We start from the raw sequence: 14,510 nt of genomic DNA, 5'->3' as shown, positions 1-14,510 counted from the left end.
ATATTCGTACAGTATCTGCATAAGGCACCGCCATGAGCTTCAACATCCTGGGTCCAATAGCTGAAGGAGGCGCAAAACTGCCTCTTTGCTCGTTTCATGTACCGGCTGGTTTTCCATCGCCTGCGGCCGATCACATTGAGCAGCATATTTCTCTGGATGAAGTGCTTAACATCAGGGCGCCCCATGTTTACCTGGTGATGATCACAGGTGAAAGCATGCAGGGCGCTGGGATATTCGAGGGTGATCTGGCGGTGGTGGATCGCTCAATTGAGCCTGCGCACGGCCACATAGTAGTGGCGCTCCTAAACAACGACCCCATGTGCAAGCGCCTCTGCAAGCGCGGAAAGGAAGTGATCTTACTGTCCGAAAACCCTAAGTACCCGGCGCGCTATGTGCTGGAAGGCGACGAGCTATCGATCTGGGGTGTGATCACGAGCACAGTCCGCAGCCATGTCTAACTCGCCAGTCTTCGCCCTGATCGACTGCAACAGTTTCTATGCCAGTTGCGAACGTGTGTTCCGTCCAGATCTCGCCAAAACGCCGATTGTAGTGCTGAGCAATAACGACGGCTGCGTTATTGCTCGAAGCTACGACGCCAAGCCCTTTATCAAGATGGGCGAGCCGTATTTCCAGATCAAGCACAAGCTCAAGCAACACGGAATCATCCCGTTTTCCTCGAACTATGCGCTCTACGGCGACATGAGCGAGCGCGTGATGACGCTTATTGAATCGATGGTGCCCGCCGTCGAGATCTACAGCATCGACGAAGCATTCGCCGACCTCACCGGAATTGGCGGGCTCGACGCTCTCGGCCGGCAGATCCGCGCCCAGGTGCTGCGGTGCACCGGTATCCCCGTCGGCGTGGGAATCGCTAACACGAAGACGCTCGCCAAGGTTGCAAACCACACCGCGAAGCGGCTGCAAGCGCAGACGGGCGGTGTGGTGAACATCACCGATCCGATTAAGCGGGACTGGGTGCTGCGCAATACCGATGTAGCCGAGGTCTGGGGTGTTGGCCGAAAAATGAAGCTCCATCTGGACGCTCTAGGCATCAAGTCCGCGATGGACTTGGCCAGGTCCGACCCCTGGACGCTCCGCAAGAAATTCAGCGTGGTGATCGAAAAGACCGCGCGGGAACTGGCAGGGACCTCCTGCCTCGATTTGGATGAGCCCGACCCACCCAAGCAGGAAATCTGCTGCAGCCGCATGTTTGGAAAGCGCCTTACCGAGCTTGCGCCGATCAAGGAGGCGGTGGCCACCTACATGATGCGAGCCTCGGAAAAGCTCCGGGCACAGAACTCGCTCTGCAAGAAAGTCCGGGTCTGCATCCGCACCGGCATGTTCAATCCGGACGAGGCGAAATACGCGAACGGGGTTGTGGTGGACATGCCGTATCCAACCGACGATGTGCGATTACTCACCAAGGCGGCGGTTGATGCGCTCGACCATATCTACCGTCCAGGCTTCAACTACAGCAAGGCCGAGGTGATGTTGCTCAACCTGTGCCAGCCAGGTGAATACACGGATGATCTATTCGCGGTGTCTCAGCCGACCGAGGCGACCAGAGTGATGACCGTACTGGACCAGATCAATGACAGGTGGGGAAGGGGAACGCTACGGTCTGCCAGCGTGCCTACGAACCCCGATTGGGGCATGCGGCGCGAGATGATGAGCCAGAGCTACACCACCAAGCTGGACCAACTCTGGTCAGTGGCCTGCAAGTAGCGATCACTCCGGTGCCATGAGAACTGCGAGCGTCAATTTGATGAACTCTTCGTTGTCGTCGATGGTGTGCAGCGCTCCCCGGATATTTTCTGCGACCTCGGCGGAGCCACGCTGCTCAACCCAGTTCGATAGCTCCATGATGGAGGCTTCAAGGGCTAATTGGTTTTCGTATAGCTTCGAGAGCAGGGAGGGGAGTAGATCTGAGTTTGGCATCGGCGTTCCTCTGTTGGAGTCAACAGCGTAGCAGCAGGTGTTTAGTAACCAGTGTCAAAGTTATGATTGTTCGCTCTCGGCCAAAAACGGACACCAAGGGCGTCTACGAAACCCGGGGCGATTCAGTCCGAGGTAAAGGCGGCAAAAATTGGGCATGTCACTTTCTTAGACCGCCATGCTTTAGGCGAGAATGGCCCCAGAGCGAAAATGGCGTTAGCATTCCGCCTCACTAGGCTTAAACAGCCTGTTTTTCAGATCAGGGTCGCATCGTGGAAAAGCTAAAACGCCTCCAAAGTGGAATCGAAGGGCTAGACGCTCTGCTCAAGGGAGGGCTGGTAAAGGGCGCTTCATACATAATCCAAGGGCGGCCAGGGTCTGGCAAAACGATCCTAGCCAACCAACTTGGCTTCCATCATGCGAATAATGGAGGCCGGGTTCTGGTCGCCACACTGCTGGCCGAGTCACACGACCGTCTTTTTCAGTTTCTCTCTACTCTGAGCTTTTTCGACTCTTCCAAAGTGGGCGCCGAAATTCAGTTTGTCAGCGCGTTTGATACCCTAGAAAACGAAGGGTTGGACGAGGTTGTGAAACTGCTTCGGCGCGAGATAAGTCGCCAAAAAGCCACAGTGATGGTGGTAGATGGCCTGCTCAATGCTCGCTCAAAAGCCGATTCGCACATCGACACCAAGAAATTCATTTCTGAGTTGCAAGGGCACGCTGCTTTCGCGGGTTGCACTGTGCTATTTCTCACCAGCTCCCGTCTCGACGACGGCAGCCCTGAGCACACCATGGTTGATGGCGTAATTGAAATGGGCGAAGAGCTATTTGGCACTCGCTCGGTACGTCGTATTCAACTGCGTAAAACTCGCGGCAGTGGAGCAATGACAGGCCTTCATGAGTGTGAGATTACCGACGAAGGATTGGTGGTTTACCCTCGACTCGAAAGTCTTTACAGCCACCCGTCCGCCCCTGACAGCGCAGACATGACGCGTATTCCTAGTGGCATTGGTTCGCTGGACGGCATATTGGGTGGAGGCCTTTACAGTTCCAGTGTGTCTCTGGTCATGGGCCCCTCCGGGATTGGTAAAACGACTCTGGGTCTCAAATTTCTTGCAGAGTCGACCGTCGATGCTCCAGGGCTGCATTTTGGCTTTTACGAAAGCCCACAACGGTTGCGACTCAAAGGCCAATCACTGGGTATCGATATCAAGGGTATGGAGGATAGCGGCGCCTTGAGCATTGCCTGGCAGCCCACCACTGAAGGCCTGCTGGATGGGCTGGGCGCACGACTGCTGAGTATCGTTGAAGAAAAGGGTATCAAGCGCCTGTTCATAGATAGCCTTAGCGGTATGACGCGAGTCTCCACAAATCCGGCACGAATCACTGACTTCTTCAGTGCGCTCATGAATGAGCTGCGATCGAGGGGCGTAACCGTGTTTGCATCCTGGGAGATGCGTGATCTATTTGGCTCCGAGGTAAGCGCGCCAAACTCTGACCTGTCCAGTATCGTCGACAACCTGATGCTTATGCGTTTCTCTGAGAATCACTCTGAACTAAGCAGGACGCTTTCCATTCTTAAAGTACGAGACAGCTCTTATGACCCCTCGCGCTTTGAGGTAGTCATCCATGATAAAGATGTTTTCCTGACAAAGGCTTCAAGACATGAACCGTCAGTCCCCACTGAGACACCTCCAGGTTCGATTTCTTAAGCTTTTGCGTGGATTGAACTGAAATGACCACCATCCTGGTCGTCGACGACGAGTATTTGATCGCTGACATTCTCAGTTTCGCGCTGGAGGATGAGGGGTTCATGGTGGTAACCGCCAGCAACGGCCGAAAAGGGCTGGACGTGCTCGAAAGAGAACGGCCTGCATTGATCATTACAGATTTCATGATGCCAGTCATGGACGGCCTTGAGTTCGCTACAGCTGTGCGAGCACTTCCTTCCGCTAACGACTTGCCTATCATTTTGATGAGCGGTGCTCAGGCACACATCGGTATGCAGAGGTCGGATCTGTTTGATGCAGTATTGGCAAAGCCATTCGATATCGATTTGATCATCGCCGAGGTTAGAAAGCTCTTAGGTTCCGAGTAGCTCTCAGCCGCTCAAGGCAATTTGAATCACCCTGGTTTTCGTAGACATTCTTGGTGTCCGTTTTTGGACGACAGAATTCATCAAAAGCCGCTAAGGGTCGATTTCAGCCGGTCCCGACAGGCAGCTATTGGCCGATGACTGCCAGTCGCCACCGGCAGCTATCGACCTATTGCAGCCCCTCGCATTCGGCAGAGGTCGGTCAAAAGTGGACATTCGCAGTCATCAGGCAGCAATGGCGAATGATGTTGTCTATGGCCAGGTAGGGCAACGACAGTTCTGTGTTTTCCTGCTTGATGAAAGTGAAAACAGACCTACCCGATCCCTGCGAGAACGTGATAAATCAAGCCCCTTTTCAACGCAAAACATCTCAAGGACGCCCATGAAGTACGATGATGCAAGCTGGCACCATGGCGGAGACTTTCCAGCAGGCCAACCACAAGAGCATGGCGGCACACACATAGCGCTTTTCATGAGATGGTGTTTTGTTAGAGGCTGGGCTGGCGACCTTCATGTCGAGGAAGAGCCTGAAGCCGTCGCCCGCGTGATCAGTGGCGAACTTTCTGCCACCGAATTTCTATTCAGGTATTGCGATGGCAAATTTACTGAGGACGACTTAAACGACGATGGGAATGCGATCGCACAGCACTATTACGGGAGCCGTGGCCTTTACCTTCACGACTACGCCGATCACTTTGGCAACTTGATGTACGTTGCCCCGGAGTCCGCGCACGATTTTGAGGGATTTTCCGCGATGCTGGACGCTCGGGTTAAGAGTGGCGTGCTGATTAAAGCTGAGGCCTAACCGCGCTTCTGGCCTAAAACATTCGCTAGTCGGCTCGACGCCGCACATCTCGCACTACCTGCCTGGCATCAGTGGAGTGTCCGCTTGGAGTCGAAAGCGGCTTTTCGTAAATGGCGGCTATTGGCCGGAAGCAGTCATTGCGCGGACACCGCGTGAATTGTTTAGCTGATTGAGTTATTGCAGGTTCGAATCTCTCCTTCACCGCCAAATTAAGAAAACGCAATCCCCTGATTTTCCTAGAAAAAGTCGGGGGGTTGTGGTTTTCGGCGTCCAAAAAATGCCCCATGGGACCACCATGGGGCAGGCGCGTCTTTTTGGTGCGTTTTTTACTCGCAATCCGAGTGCACTTCGTTCCTTTATGAACTAAGTGGTAGACCCACTACTCCCTAGAAGTGAGCGCAGATTCGTAAGCGTGTCTTTAACCGTTTGAGACCGAGGTAAAAAGTCATGTCTGTTGCCGACGGCGATGTTCATCCTGCGAGTAGAGTGTTAGCTCATTCACTGGCCAGGATTGCGGACGCACCCACCGCACTTGAGGCACGGAGGCTTGAGATTCGCACGCATGACCCGATTTTTAAGCTTCAACTAGAAGAGACTATTTCCAATATCGATGCAGACAATCTACGAATCTGTTTCAGATTGGCGCTTGAGAAGCGACTCTATGAAATTTTGAGCGAGTGAATAATTTAGGTCTCTTCTAGGTCGACATAACGCTCCTGTGTTCGAAACTCTCGCTGACCGCGAAATTGAAAAAGCACAAGCCCCTGATTTTACTAGATAAAGTCGTGGGTTTGTGCTTTTTGGCGTTCAAAAAATAGCCCCATGGACTACCATCGGACTGGCGCGCCAATTTGGTGCATAAACAGCGTCTGAAGAATGAGGATTATTATCGGGGAAATTCGCTTGCCGACGACTTAGCCACGGGTAGTCGCCTGCGGTGAACAGTGGATAGGGGAAAAATGGCAATCTGAGCAAAATAAACCCATCGCTACGGATGTATCTGGCGTTTAATTGAAGGCAATACCTTCACGTTGTCACTGCACAACTCACCAGTTTGCTACTTACTAACCTTGGTTACAGGCAGCGTCATGATCAACATCGAACATATGTCCACGGTTGAAGCTGTCCTGCGCATTGAGGCCGTTCCCATGATACTGAGCATGGTGAAGAATCTGACCGGCATGCGATTTGCGGCTGTTGCCAGGGTCACAGATAAAAAGTGGGTAGCTTGCGCCGTAGACGACTCTATCGATTTCGGGCTAAAGCCTGGTGGAGAACTGGTACTAGATTCCACGATTTGCCATGAGATCAGACAGCACAGAAAACCTGTCATTTTCGGCAGGGCAAGCACTCATTCAATTTGGTCTGTGCACCACACGCCCAGGATTTATGGGTTGGAGAGCTACGTCTCGATCCCGATTATTACTTCGGACGGTGAGTTTTTCGGGACGCTTTGCGCTATTGACTCTATTCCGGCGGACCTTGATAACCCCGCGATAACAAACACTTTAACCTTGTTCGCAAAGTTGATTGCCGCGAGCCTTGATACGCAGCGCTTATTGGAAAATTCAAATGCAGATCTGACAGACGCCCGAATCGATAACACACTACATGAGCAGTTCGTTGCAGTTCTGGGCCACGATCTGCGTGTTCCGTTAAGTGCCATCAGGATGAGTGCTGATTTGCTGGAAAGCAAAACGAACGATGTAGGGCTCTTGAGGTTGATCTCTGCAATACGCTCCAGTTCAGTGAAAATGAGTATGCTGATCGAAAATGTCATCGACATGAGTAGGGGAAGACTGGGTGGCGGTATACCGATTCGGCGCACACTTGTAGATGATTTGAACTGCACATTAGAGATGACACTTGATGAGATTCGAGCTTCACATCCCCGCGCCAAACTAGTCACATCGTTGGCCGTTCCTTCCGGGGTCTATTGTGATGCTCTTCGTATAAACCAGTTGCTTTCAAATCTTGTAGGTAACGCTGTTACTCATGGCTCAATCTCCGCACCGATCACAGTGCTAGCTTTCTCAGAAGGGCCTGAGATCGTTATTTCTGTGACTAATCTTGGGCCGCCTATTGACGAGGCGTTGATACCTCTAATGTTTCAGCCGTTCACGCGTTCTGAAACTGGAGCTAGGGGGGAGGGTTTAGGTCTCGGACTTTACATCGCCTCCGAGATTGCGGCGGCCCATAACGGACGTTTGAGTGTCGTATCTAATATTGAAAGTGGCACTTGTTTCATCGCACGCCTACCTGCCAAATTAGAGATAGGCTAATACGGTTAGGCGTACCTCTATTTCTAATAACGCCGCATTATGATCAATGGCCCCCTATAACAAGGCCCGCTCCGGCGGGCTTTTTTGCGATTGGCGGAAACCACATCCCGGGAGTCTGGTCTACCATCATCGCTGATCATGGCTGAGCATGACCGCTAAGGACGAGAGACGTGTCGCTACCCATTACCGCCCGGCAGATGAATGCGCTAAGGGCCTTGCAACGGAAAGACCCGGACCTGGGCGAGTTGGCCACCGCCATCGCGCTGGCCTTCGACGCATCTATGATTGAGAACCCGCAGATGGCGCGGTTAATCTTGGACAAGACCTGCTGGCGCATGGTCGCCCAGGAACCCGGCAGTCAAGAAGCGATGATCCAGCATCTAGTGACCTTCGGTAAGTTGAATTGCCTGACGCCCGCGCAGGTGAGCGACTTTACCGACCGAGTCAGGAGGCACGGTTAATCATGCACAACGGAATTCACGAAGAAGTGCTGTGCGCCTTGGTGTAGGGCGGCGGGGTACGCGATACGCTGGTCAGCCGACAAGAAGAGAAGTGGACGCTGGCTATCCGCCTAGGAGTCTCTGGCAGTCGGTGGTTGTTGATAAGCTCGCGCCGTGAAGCGCTGCGCATCTGGGCTAGCTTAACGGCCGTAGGGCGATCCAACTGATTGAGGCAATACCTGTGGTCAGCAACTGACTTTCGTGGGTTTCAGGATTGGAGAAGTCATCGCGAAGGTCCGCTTTTGACCGAATGCTGCGATGTGAGATGTCTCAGGAGTAGTGGGGCTATTTGGTGGTTTGTGTTCAGTCGGCAGGAAGCCGGGGAAGGGTTATGCAGTTTCGGCATGGGCTGAAATTTGCCCGCTGGGACCAATCTTGGGACCAACGGGTGCATTTCGGTGCTTTATCGTTGATTACTAATGACGACTTGGCCCAGTAAACACTGATCAGCAGTAATCATCAGAATGCGTTTCATACCGCATGGTGATGTTAGCTGTGGAGATCAATTACTTTACCTATCAATGGGTTGCGAGCATGGCAGCAGGCGCCGTCAGGCATGCATCAACAGCGACATCAAGGCGCGAAACCCGGTCGCTGAGCAAAAAAATGGGGATGTGTGTTGGAATTTGGCGCGCATTGTCGCATATGTGTGACGACAGTTGTATGGCAGAGGACGACGGGTATTAAGAACTTTCGGCGCCGGGCCCCTATTAATGCCTTTGCAGGTAACGTTCGAGTTAGGGGGCTCTGGAGTCCATGACGGCAGGAAAATAAAAGGCGTCTCAAGGCCCTGTGGCTTTCCCTTTTTCTGACGCTCTGCGTATTCACCGACGATTTTAAGGGGTGGCATGGCAGGGGCATTCCACAAAACCAAGCGGTCTGCACCCGTTTTAGTGCGCTCCACCACTTCCCCCCAGGCGACCTCGCGACAGACGTGGGCCGTCTTCGTCTCTTTTTCAATCTCATCCAAGGGCGGTTCGGGCTTATTCAACAGCCGAGCTTGCGCTGGAGATCATCCAACTAAGCCCGGCCACCGCGCCGGGTTTTTTATTCGCGAACTTTGCGAGTTAGAACTGCGGCGGCGCCCGTGGTTTTACCCGGCTTTATTCCAACGGACCTTCGTAATACCCAGCTTGTCGGCAATTTTTAATATTGAGTCCCGAGACAGACCTATCGGTATCCAATATTCAGGGCCCTCACCAGCGTGTCTTGTGGCCATGCGAATCGCATCGCTTTCGCTGAACGCCGTTGCATTCGTATAGAAGTGCTCCGGCTTCCCATCGTGTAGATAATGAATTTTATAGGGTATTAAATTTTCCATTAGAGCCTCTTGGCCGAAGCCATACCCAAAAGGGTCAATCCTGGAAACTGGAATTCAGAGAGGTCTGTCGGGTGGTGATACCGAGAGATAGGGTGATGGCCGAACTGCGGACGCTGCGTTATCTGATCCGGTAAGCGTTGGACTAGTTAGCCTTCCGATCGTTCGGTCTATCAATTTCATGCAGACTTTTGAGGCTTTAGCCGTCACTAAGGTCCTTTCTTTTTCGACCCCACCACATCTTCCGCTCTGAGCAGGGAGTGATGCCTGAGCTGATTCAAAAACGCAAACTGTTATTGCCGTCGCAGCGCAGATACTTTAGATGCCCAAGAGGCGGGACAAACCGGGCAAGCAATAAAATATAAAGCGCGTTGTCAGGTTTTTACTGAGGATTAATGTCTAGAGTTTTTAGTCTGATTCGCACACGATGGCGCTTAGGTAAGTTCAAGGATGTAGTACATGCGTAATACCTGGTTGCTCCTGTTTTCTTCGTCTATCGCCCTTGCTGGTTGTGGCGGGTTCCCCTCTGTTCCCTATGTCGATCCACCTCAGGCCGACAATACGGCTCGCGTTCGTGTGATCACCAATTCTAATGTGTTTGGCGATAGTGTGACGGGCAGCTGCGCCCCGGATACTCGCCACAAAATGGCTGAAGCTGGCCGCTTCTCAGAGGAAGGGCAGCCGAGCATTAACTACCCCCAGTACCCACTTAAGCCCGCCAGTCTTGGAATGCCGGGAAGGGTTTCACCCAAGCTTCAGCAGTACATCGGATCTGTTCGGATGGCCGAAGGCTTATACACCGAGATTGTGGCTGAGTACCGCGTTAAAACGGATGCACCCTTTCAGATAGCAACATTGGGTGCGTCCGCCGGCAGCTACGGCAGCACTTACGCTGTTTGCCCAGGCCAGGCGAAAGTATTCACTCTGGAGCCCGGGAAAGACTATGAGGCCTTGGTTGGACTCAGCAGCGCACCAAACGCGGATGGGAATGCGGTGCTTATGTGCATGTTTGGCGTAGTCGAGCTTACCTCTATCCCTAACCTGCCGTTTGCATTGCCAAAAAGGCTCGCAGGTACGGAGTCGCCGCAAACGCGTTGCAAGGATTAAGTAGCACGGCTCATATTTTTTACTGAGTTTTCATATCTGAGCCCAGCGCGACTGCTGGGCTTTTTCGTTTTTGGCTAAGAAGACATTTTGTTCAATCGTTCCCCGCGGAGACGAGCGCATGGACTGTCTGCTGCGCCTGCTCGACAAGGCAATTGCCGATGCTGTGGACGCTGCAAAGGCTTCCGGTCTGCCCCAACGCTTGCTCCATGCCCATGCACAGACCCATCAGATGGTAGGGGATTCTCCATGACCAAAAGCAACCCGACTGGGAGTCAATCGAACGTGCCTACCGGGCCGGGATTTGCTCTGTAGAGCGCTTCGCAAGCTCCACTGCTGCGGTGATGGCCGCTCTGGCTTGAGGGCTATTCTTCCAGCAAGTCGAGCCTAATGCCGCGGATGCTTGAGCCAGGATGTCACTAACATTTGATTTGCGGAGTTCGGCGAGCGATTCGATACCCATTTGCTCAAGCCGAGTAATGACGGTTGGTCCTACGCCTTTGAGCGCGAGCAAAGCGGCTCTTTCCTCCGGTGAAAACGGCATCGTAAATTCCTTTTTGGGCGATGAGTCCGCGCAAGTGTGCCTGACGCTACAGGGTGCCTCAACAGGCCGGTGACCTTTGGACGATCATGCCGAACGGACAGACGCCGCTGCTCAAGCGTTCGTTTGTTCACGGTGCCTGGGACTGCTGGCAGGTTCGTTCACTTAGACGGCCGCAGCGTGGCGACATGATCGTGATGCCGGTCGGGCACACGGTTCACCCTCATCATGCCGAGATTTACCTAGGCTCTCACCCAGCGCCACCCGGCGAAATTTCCATACCTTGAATTCGGATTAACTGAAGTGTCTATGCAGGTTGCCAATACCCGGCAAACTTTGCGTCTGCCGGGCTTAAAGAGCGCTTAAGGCATCAACACTGAGTCCACAACATGGATTACGCCGTTGGACTGCATTACGTCTGCGATGCTGATACCAGCCTTACCGCCTTTGGCATCCACCACCCAAAGCTTGCCGTCATGCAGCTTGATATTCAGCGACTCACCTTGAACTGTTTTCAACACAACGGTGCCGCCGTTCTTTTTGGCTTCGGCCATCAGCTGTGCCGATGTGTGAGTGCCCGGCACGACGTGGTAGGTCAGAATTCTAGTTAGGTCGGCTTTGTGCTCAGGCTTGACCAGAGTATCGACGGTGCCCGCTGGCAGCTTTGCAAAGGCTTCGTTTGTGGGGGCGAACACGGTGAACGGACCTTTGCTATTGAGCGTATCAACCAGGCCGGCAGCTTTGACAGCGGCTACCAGTGTCGTGTGGTCCTTCGAGTTGACCGCGTTCTCAACGATGGTTTTGGTCGGGTACATAGCTGCACCTCCGACCATTACGGGGTCGGCACCAAAGCTGAACGTTGCAGTTACGGAGAGAATCGCGAAGCAGGCTGTTGCAGCAAGTTTTTTGAAAAAAGCGTGCATGATGTATCTCCTTGGCTCTTATGCCCTCCGGGTGAGGGTATTGAATCTACGAGCCAACGATCAAAGTGGATGCACCTCCTCATAAAATAACTTTTTAAGCGCAGTGCCTGCCTGTTCAAACCTGTCGGTTACTTTCACTGGAATGCCACCCACGCTGGATGCCTGGACAGGACGGTATGTTAGGGGTTCGACTCTGTTGTGAGGGATCACGCAACGAAGCGCAAGTTGCCATCCCTATTACTGGCAGACGCTGGAATGATCGTCTGCTCCGGTGTTTGGCTTGGAGCAGCGTGGGGAAAAGATAAAGGTCACTCCAATTGCGATATGCGCTAGGTATTTTCGGTACCCAAAGGACATGCTTACGCCTGTCGAAATAGCTGGCGATTGATGCGTGTCAAATGCTTCTGCGGCACTGGGTACCTTCATAGTTCATAGCGTGAATTGTGCGATCACTTCGTCCGATGACATTACGTCGGCGTATTCATCATTGAGTATTGCTAGGGTCAGTTCATGAACGGTTGTCGCGTCCCAAGACTTTCCATTCGCCCCAACAACGGGCACGGCGGTCGTTGCATCTGACGGTAAGATGATGCTGTATCCGAGCGCTTTCCCCGCACGGACGGTGGCGTCCATACTGTTGTGAATAACAACGCCCGTCAGCACCAACCGTTTTACTTGCATCTGTGTGAGAGTGGCATCCAATTCGGTGCCAATAAAGGCGCAGTTTTCCTGTTTGATGATGACGGCTTCTCCCTGTATCGGGGCGACCTCTTTCTTGATGCCATTCCACGGGCCGTCGACGAAATAGCTGGATGTAGAAGTGCGCTCATCGTGCTTCACATGAATAACTGGCCAGCCGTTTGATCGCCAGTGGCCTAGAAGGCGCTGGATCACTGCCAAGTATTCAGGATTACTTTTTTCATCCCAGTTTGTTCTATCAATCGCATCTTGAACGTCCAGGATAACAAGCGGGATCGAGCCTGGTAGAGCTGTCATTTGAACCTACTCCTTCAAGTGAAAAGCGCGGACTTAGTGTGCTGGACCTGGCCTCCACCAGCAACGCATTACAGGAAAGATGTTCTGAGCGCCCTAGGCTTTACTGCGCGCGCTCAAGAAGCCCCGCGCTCTAGTCATTGTCATGATGCCAATTGGCTCAATTCCGCTTTTGAAAGTCGCCGTGATAGCCTTTCTGGATGATTTGGAGGGATCCATGAGAAAAATTACCGTCGCGCTTTTGCTGATTGTTTTTGGATGTGGAATAGCCGGTTCTGGATGGAGCGCATATCAGGGCCGTGACAATGTGGCTAAAGCGTCATCATTAGTCGCCTCGCACCTACTTGCTTTTGACGCTGAGCCGGCATTAGACCTGTCTAGCTTCTTGGCGCGCGGTGAAGATGCCGAGAAGGCGCTAACAGCGGATTTGCTGGAGATGCAATCTGCCGATTGGTCGGGTGCTGAGACGAAAAAAGACGCGGCAATCGAGTTCACATCTCGCGCCATAAGCGTCATACGCATATACACGCGCTTTCGGATGTCCAACTTACAAGTGGGGTTGACTAAGCGACGCCTGTTAGCAGAAGAGGGCGCTTTAGCTCAAGAAACTGACCCGAGTCTCAGAGACCTGGCCTCTCATCGGCTGCAATCCTATAAAGACAAGTATGTGGAAGAACTGCGTGATTTCGACCATTTGACGACTGCCATTGGTATGCACTGCGAGATGCTGCTAATTGCCAATGATGGGATTAAGGTGGTGTTCGGTGAGAGCATGGGGCTTGATGTTCCGACTCAGGAGTTCATGAAACAGCTTCTGTAGCCCTGCCTTCATACCCGTTGAATCAATACGCTCTGCGGGTTAGAGAAGTGGCAGTAGTGGTACCGTCTATACAGCACCCTTGAGCCTGCCTAATGAATCGTCCAAGTCCACCTCACCACGTCGCCGCACCACCCGCCGCACCACGCACTGAAAATCCCGCCGCCCACCCATCTATTTGGCAGGGTGGTCCGGACTTACCGATCATTGGCAGCACGGGTTCGGCCATTTTGGGCTTTTGCGCTGCGGTGATTATGTTATTGCCTGCCTTCGGGCTGGCGATCTTGCTCGTTATCGGGCTCGGTGCGATGCAGGATGTGCCGTCCAGCGATGAGTCGAGTTTTACAACGTCGTCGCTCATCCTGTTCCTGCTCGGCTCTGTCGTGGTTATGGGATTGGTCTTCGCGTGGATTTTCTCTGAGCCTAGGGTGCAGGCCTTTACGTTCGACGAAAACCAGCAACTGCTTACCCTCACTGTCATCCGTCGCGCACGTAAACCCACCCAAGTGCGCGTGCTGTTTAGCGACATTATTTACATCTGCCCCTACGTAGTCGCTTCGTATGACCGCGATGGTCATTTCAGCGTTGTATATCGGGGGCCGAAGGACAAGGTGTTCGAATACCAATTTGCTGAGGGTACTTCCCTGAAAGAGATGGAGTTTCATGCTGCCTGGCTGCGAGGAATAATTGGCGAGCGGATGCACGAACTACTGAATCTGGACAAATGAACGACTCATACGGTCCATAAGTGAGAGGCAGTTTCAGTTGCCCAAATCAGGAGTAAATAAGTGTTCTCAGGAAAAAGCGCAGCGTTGTGGGGGCTTCTATCCGCTGCCACTGCAGTCGAGGCAGCTACAGCAACTCACCCGATACGCGAAGAAAAGGTCGCCGTCAGCTTCATCGCTGCACTTGAGATATGCGACGAGCGAAATCCCGAGCGTGGCTTGACCCTAGAAGGACTGGTCAGTGATCCCACCTTCAGCGAAGAGAGAAAGTCCGAGTTCCGGAGGGTCAACGCTGATCCTTCATACAAAGCGGCAGTCTCGGAAATGAAGTCCTTTCTGCTCCAACCTCCACTTGCGGATGTCCTGCGTGATATTTGTGAAAACCTGAGGAAGACGAGTCCGGACGGCTATCGGTAATCAGTGCGTACGCAGTTGGTAGCTAAAAGGTCCGCACACGATGCCTGTATTTTTT

General features: G+C 52.9%; 18 protein-coding genes and 1 pseudogene. 14 read left to right on the top strand and 5 right to left on the bottom strand.

The window, feature by feature from the left end; translation table 11 throughout:
- The first annotated feature begins 32 nt into the window (after positions 1-32).
- Together ACVWXD_RS11115 and umuC are read left to right on the top strand one after the other, a co-directional pair.
- Positions 33-458, top strand: a complete 426-nt coding sequence (locus ACVWXD_RS11115) for a LexA family protein (protein WP_032891241.1) — start codon at positions 33-35, stop codon at positions 456-458.
- Positions 451-1,725, top strand: coding sequence for a translesion error-prone DNA polymerase V subunit UmuC (gene umuC / locus ACVWXD_RS11110; RefSeq protein WP_457370994.1), 1,275 nt, complete (start codon positions 451-453; stop codon positions 1,723-1,725). The genes ACVWXD_RS11115 and umuC overlap by 8 nt, the downstream gene beginning before the upstream one ends.
- Positions 1,726-1,728: 3 nt before the next feature.
- On the opposite strand, the gene ACVWXD_RS11105 is transcribed toward umuC, so the two are convergent.
- A complete protein-coding gene (locus ACVWXD_RS11105) occupies positions 1,729-1,938 on the bottom strand; it encodes a hypothetical protein (RefSeq protein WP_095184905.1) in 210 nt (69 codons plus the stop codon).
- 266 nt (positions 1,939-2,204) lie between these two features.
- On the opposite strand from ACVWXD_RS11105, the gene ACVWXD_RS11100 reads away from it, so the two are divergent.
- The 6 genes from ACVWXD_RS11100 to ACVWXD_RS11075 all read left to right on the top strand — a co-directional run bounded on the left by ACVWXD_RS11100 (position 2,205) and on the right by ACVWXD_RS11075 (position 7,578).
- Entirely contained in the window at positions 2,205-3,647 is a 1,443-nt protein-coding gene (locus ACVWXD_RS11100) for an ATPase domain-containing protein (protein ID WP_457371583.1), read from the top strand.
- Between the two features lie 23 nt (positions 3,648-3,670).
- Complete coding sequence (locus tag ACVWXD_RS11095; RefSeq protein WP_032891247.1) at positions 3,671-4,033, top strand: response regulator; 363 nt, start codon at positions 3,671-3,673, stop codon at positions 4,031-4,033.
- Positions 4,034-4,238: 205 nt separating this feature from the next.
- Positions 4,239-4,835, top strand: coding sequence for a DUF7832 domain-containing protein (locus ACVWXD_RS11090; protein WP_241089496.1), 597 nt, complete (start codon positions 4,239-4,241; stop codon positions 4,833-4,835).
- 447 nt (positions 4,836-5,282) lie between these two features.
- A complete protein-coding gene (locus tag ACVWXD_RS11085; protein ID WP_181640062.1) occupies positions 5,283-5,516 on the top strand; it encodes a hypothetical protein in 234 nt (77 codons plus the stop codon).
- Between the two features lie 407 nt (positions 5,517-5,923).
- A complete protein-coding gene (locus tag ACVWXD_RS11080; RefSeq protein WP_181640061.1) occupies positions 5,924-7,117 on the top strand; it encodes a GAF domain-containing sensor histidine kinase in 1,194 nt (397 codons plus the stop codon).
- A 170-nt stretch (positions 7,118-7,287) separates the two neighbouring features.
- Positions 7,288-7,578 (top strand): hypothetical protein, encoded by a 291-nt coding sequence (locus ACVWXD_RS11075; protein ID WP_122681589.1) that lies wholly within the window; start codon positions 7,288-7,290, stop codon positions 7,576-7,578.
- 1,132 nt (positions 7,579-8,710) lie between these two features.
- On the opposite strand, the gene ACVWXD_RS11070 is transcribed toward ACVWXD_RS11075, so the two are convergent.
- Complete coding sequence (locus ACVWXD_RS11070) at positions 8,711-8,938, bottom strand: DUF6555 family protein (RefSeq protein ID WP_032891251.1); 228 nt, start codon at positions 8,936-8,938, stop codon at positions 8,711-8,713.
- Between the two features lie 456 nt (positions 8,939-9,394).
- Here ACVWXD_RS11070 and ACVWXD_RS11065 point away from each other — a divergent pair, with 456 nt between their 5' ends.
- Both ACVWXD_RS11065 and ACVWXD_RS11060 read left to right on the top strand, forming a co-directional pair.
- Positions 9,395-10,042: a hypothetical protein gene (locus tag ACVWXD_RS11065; protein ID WP_095184900.1), complete on the top strand. Its 648-nt coding sequence runs from the start codon at positions 9,395-9,397 to the stop codon at positions 10,040-10,042.
- A 118-nt stretch (positions 10,043-10,160) separates the two neighbouring features.
- Positions 10,161-10,292, top strand: a complete 132-nt coding sequence (locus ACVWXD_RS11060; RefSeq protein ID WP_256583473.1) for a hypothetical protein — start codon at positions 10,161-10,163, stop codon at positions 10,290-10,292.
- 36 nt (positions 10,293-10,328) lie between these two features.
- Here ACVWXD_RS11060 and ACVWXD_RS11055 read toward each other — a convergent pair whose 3' ends face one another.
- A complete protein-coding gene (locus ACVWXD_RS11055; RefSeq protein WP_032891253.1) occupies positions 10,329-10,583 on the bottom strand; it encodes a Pathogenicity locus in 255 nt (84 codons plus the stop codon).
- Between the two features lie 68 nt (positions 10,584-10,651).
- Here ACVWXD_RS11055 and ACVWXD_RS11050 point away from each other — a divergent pair.
- Positions 10,652-10,852: pseudogene (locus ACVWXD_RS11050) on the top strand (phage tail protein); the annotation flags it as partial.
- 90 nt (positions 10,853-10,942) lie between these two features.
- Here the strand turns inward: ACVWXD_RS11050 and ACVWXD_RS11045 are convergent.
- Positions 10,943-11,503, bottom strand: a complete 561-nt coding sequence (locus ACVWXD_RS11045; protein ID WP_122753200.1) for a fasciclin domain-containing protein — start codon at positions 11,501-11,503, stop codon at positions 10,943-10,945.
- A gap of 429 nt (positions 11,504-11,932) precedes the next feature.
- Complete coding sequence (locus tag ACVWXD_RS11040; protein WP_457370993.1) at positions 11,933-12,499, bottom strand: isochorismatase family protein; 567 nt, start codon at positions 12,497-12,499, stop codon at positions 11,933-11,935.
- A gap of 214 nt (positions 12,500-12,713) precedes the next feature.
- Here ACVWXD_RS11040 and ACVWXD_RS11035 point away from each other — a divergent pair, with 214 nt between their 5' ends.
- The 3 genes from ACVWXD_RS11035 (at position 12,714) to ACVWXD_RS11025 (ending at position 14,455) form a co-directional block, all read left to right on the top strand.
- Entirely contained in the window at positions 12,714-13,316 is a 603-nt protein-coding gene (locus ACVWXD_RS11035) for a hypothetical protein (RefSeq protein WP_457370992.1), read from the top strand.
- Positions 13,317-13,408: 92 nt separating this feature from the next.
- Positions 13,409-14,041, top strand: coding sequence for a hypothetical protein (locus tag ACVWXD_RS11030; protein ID WP_163034970.1), 633 nt, complete (start codon positions 13,409-13,411; stop codon positions 14,039-14,041).
- Between the two features lie 60 nt (positions 14,042-14,101).
- Positions 14,102-14,455, top strand: coding sequence for a hypothetical protein (locus tag ACVWXD_RS11025; protein WP_032891258.1), 354 nt, complete (start codon positions 14,102-14,104; stop codon positions 14,453-14,455).
- Positions 14,456-14,510: the final 55 nt, after the last annotated feature.

It is taken from the genome of Pseudomonas sp. TE3911, from assembly GCF_054062775.1.
The sequence above is the reverse complement of the archived record's forward strand: the minus strand, read 5'-3'. Positions and strand labels throughout refer to the sequence as shown.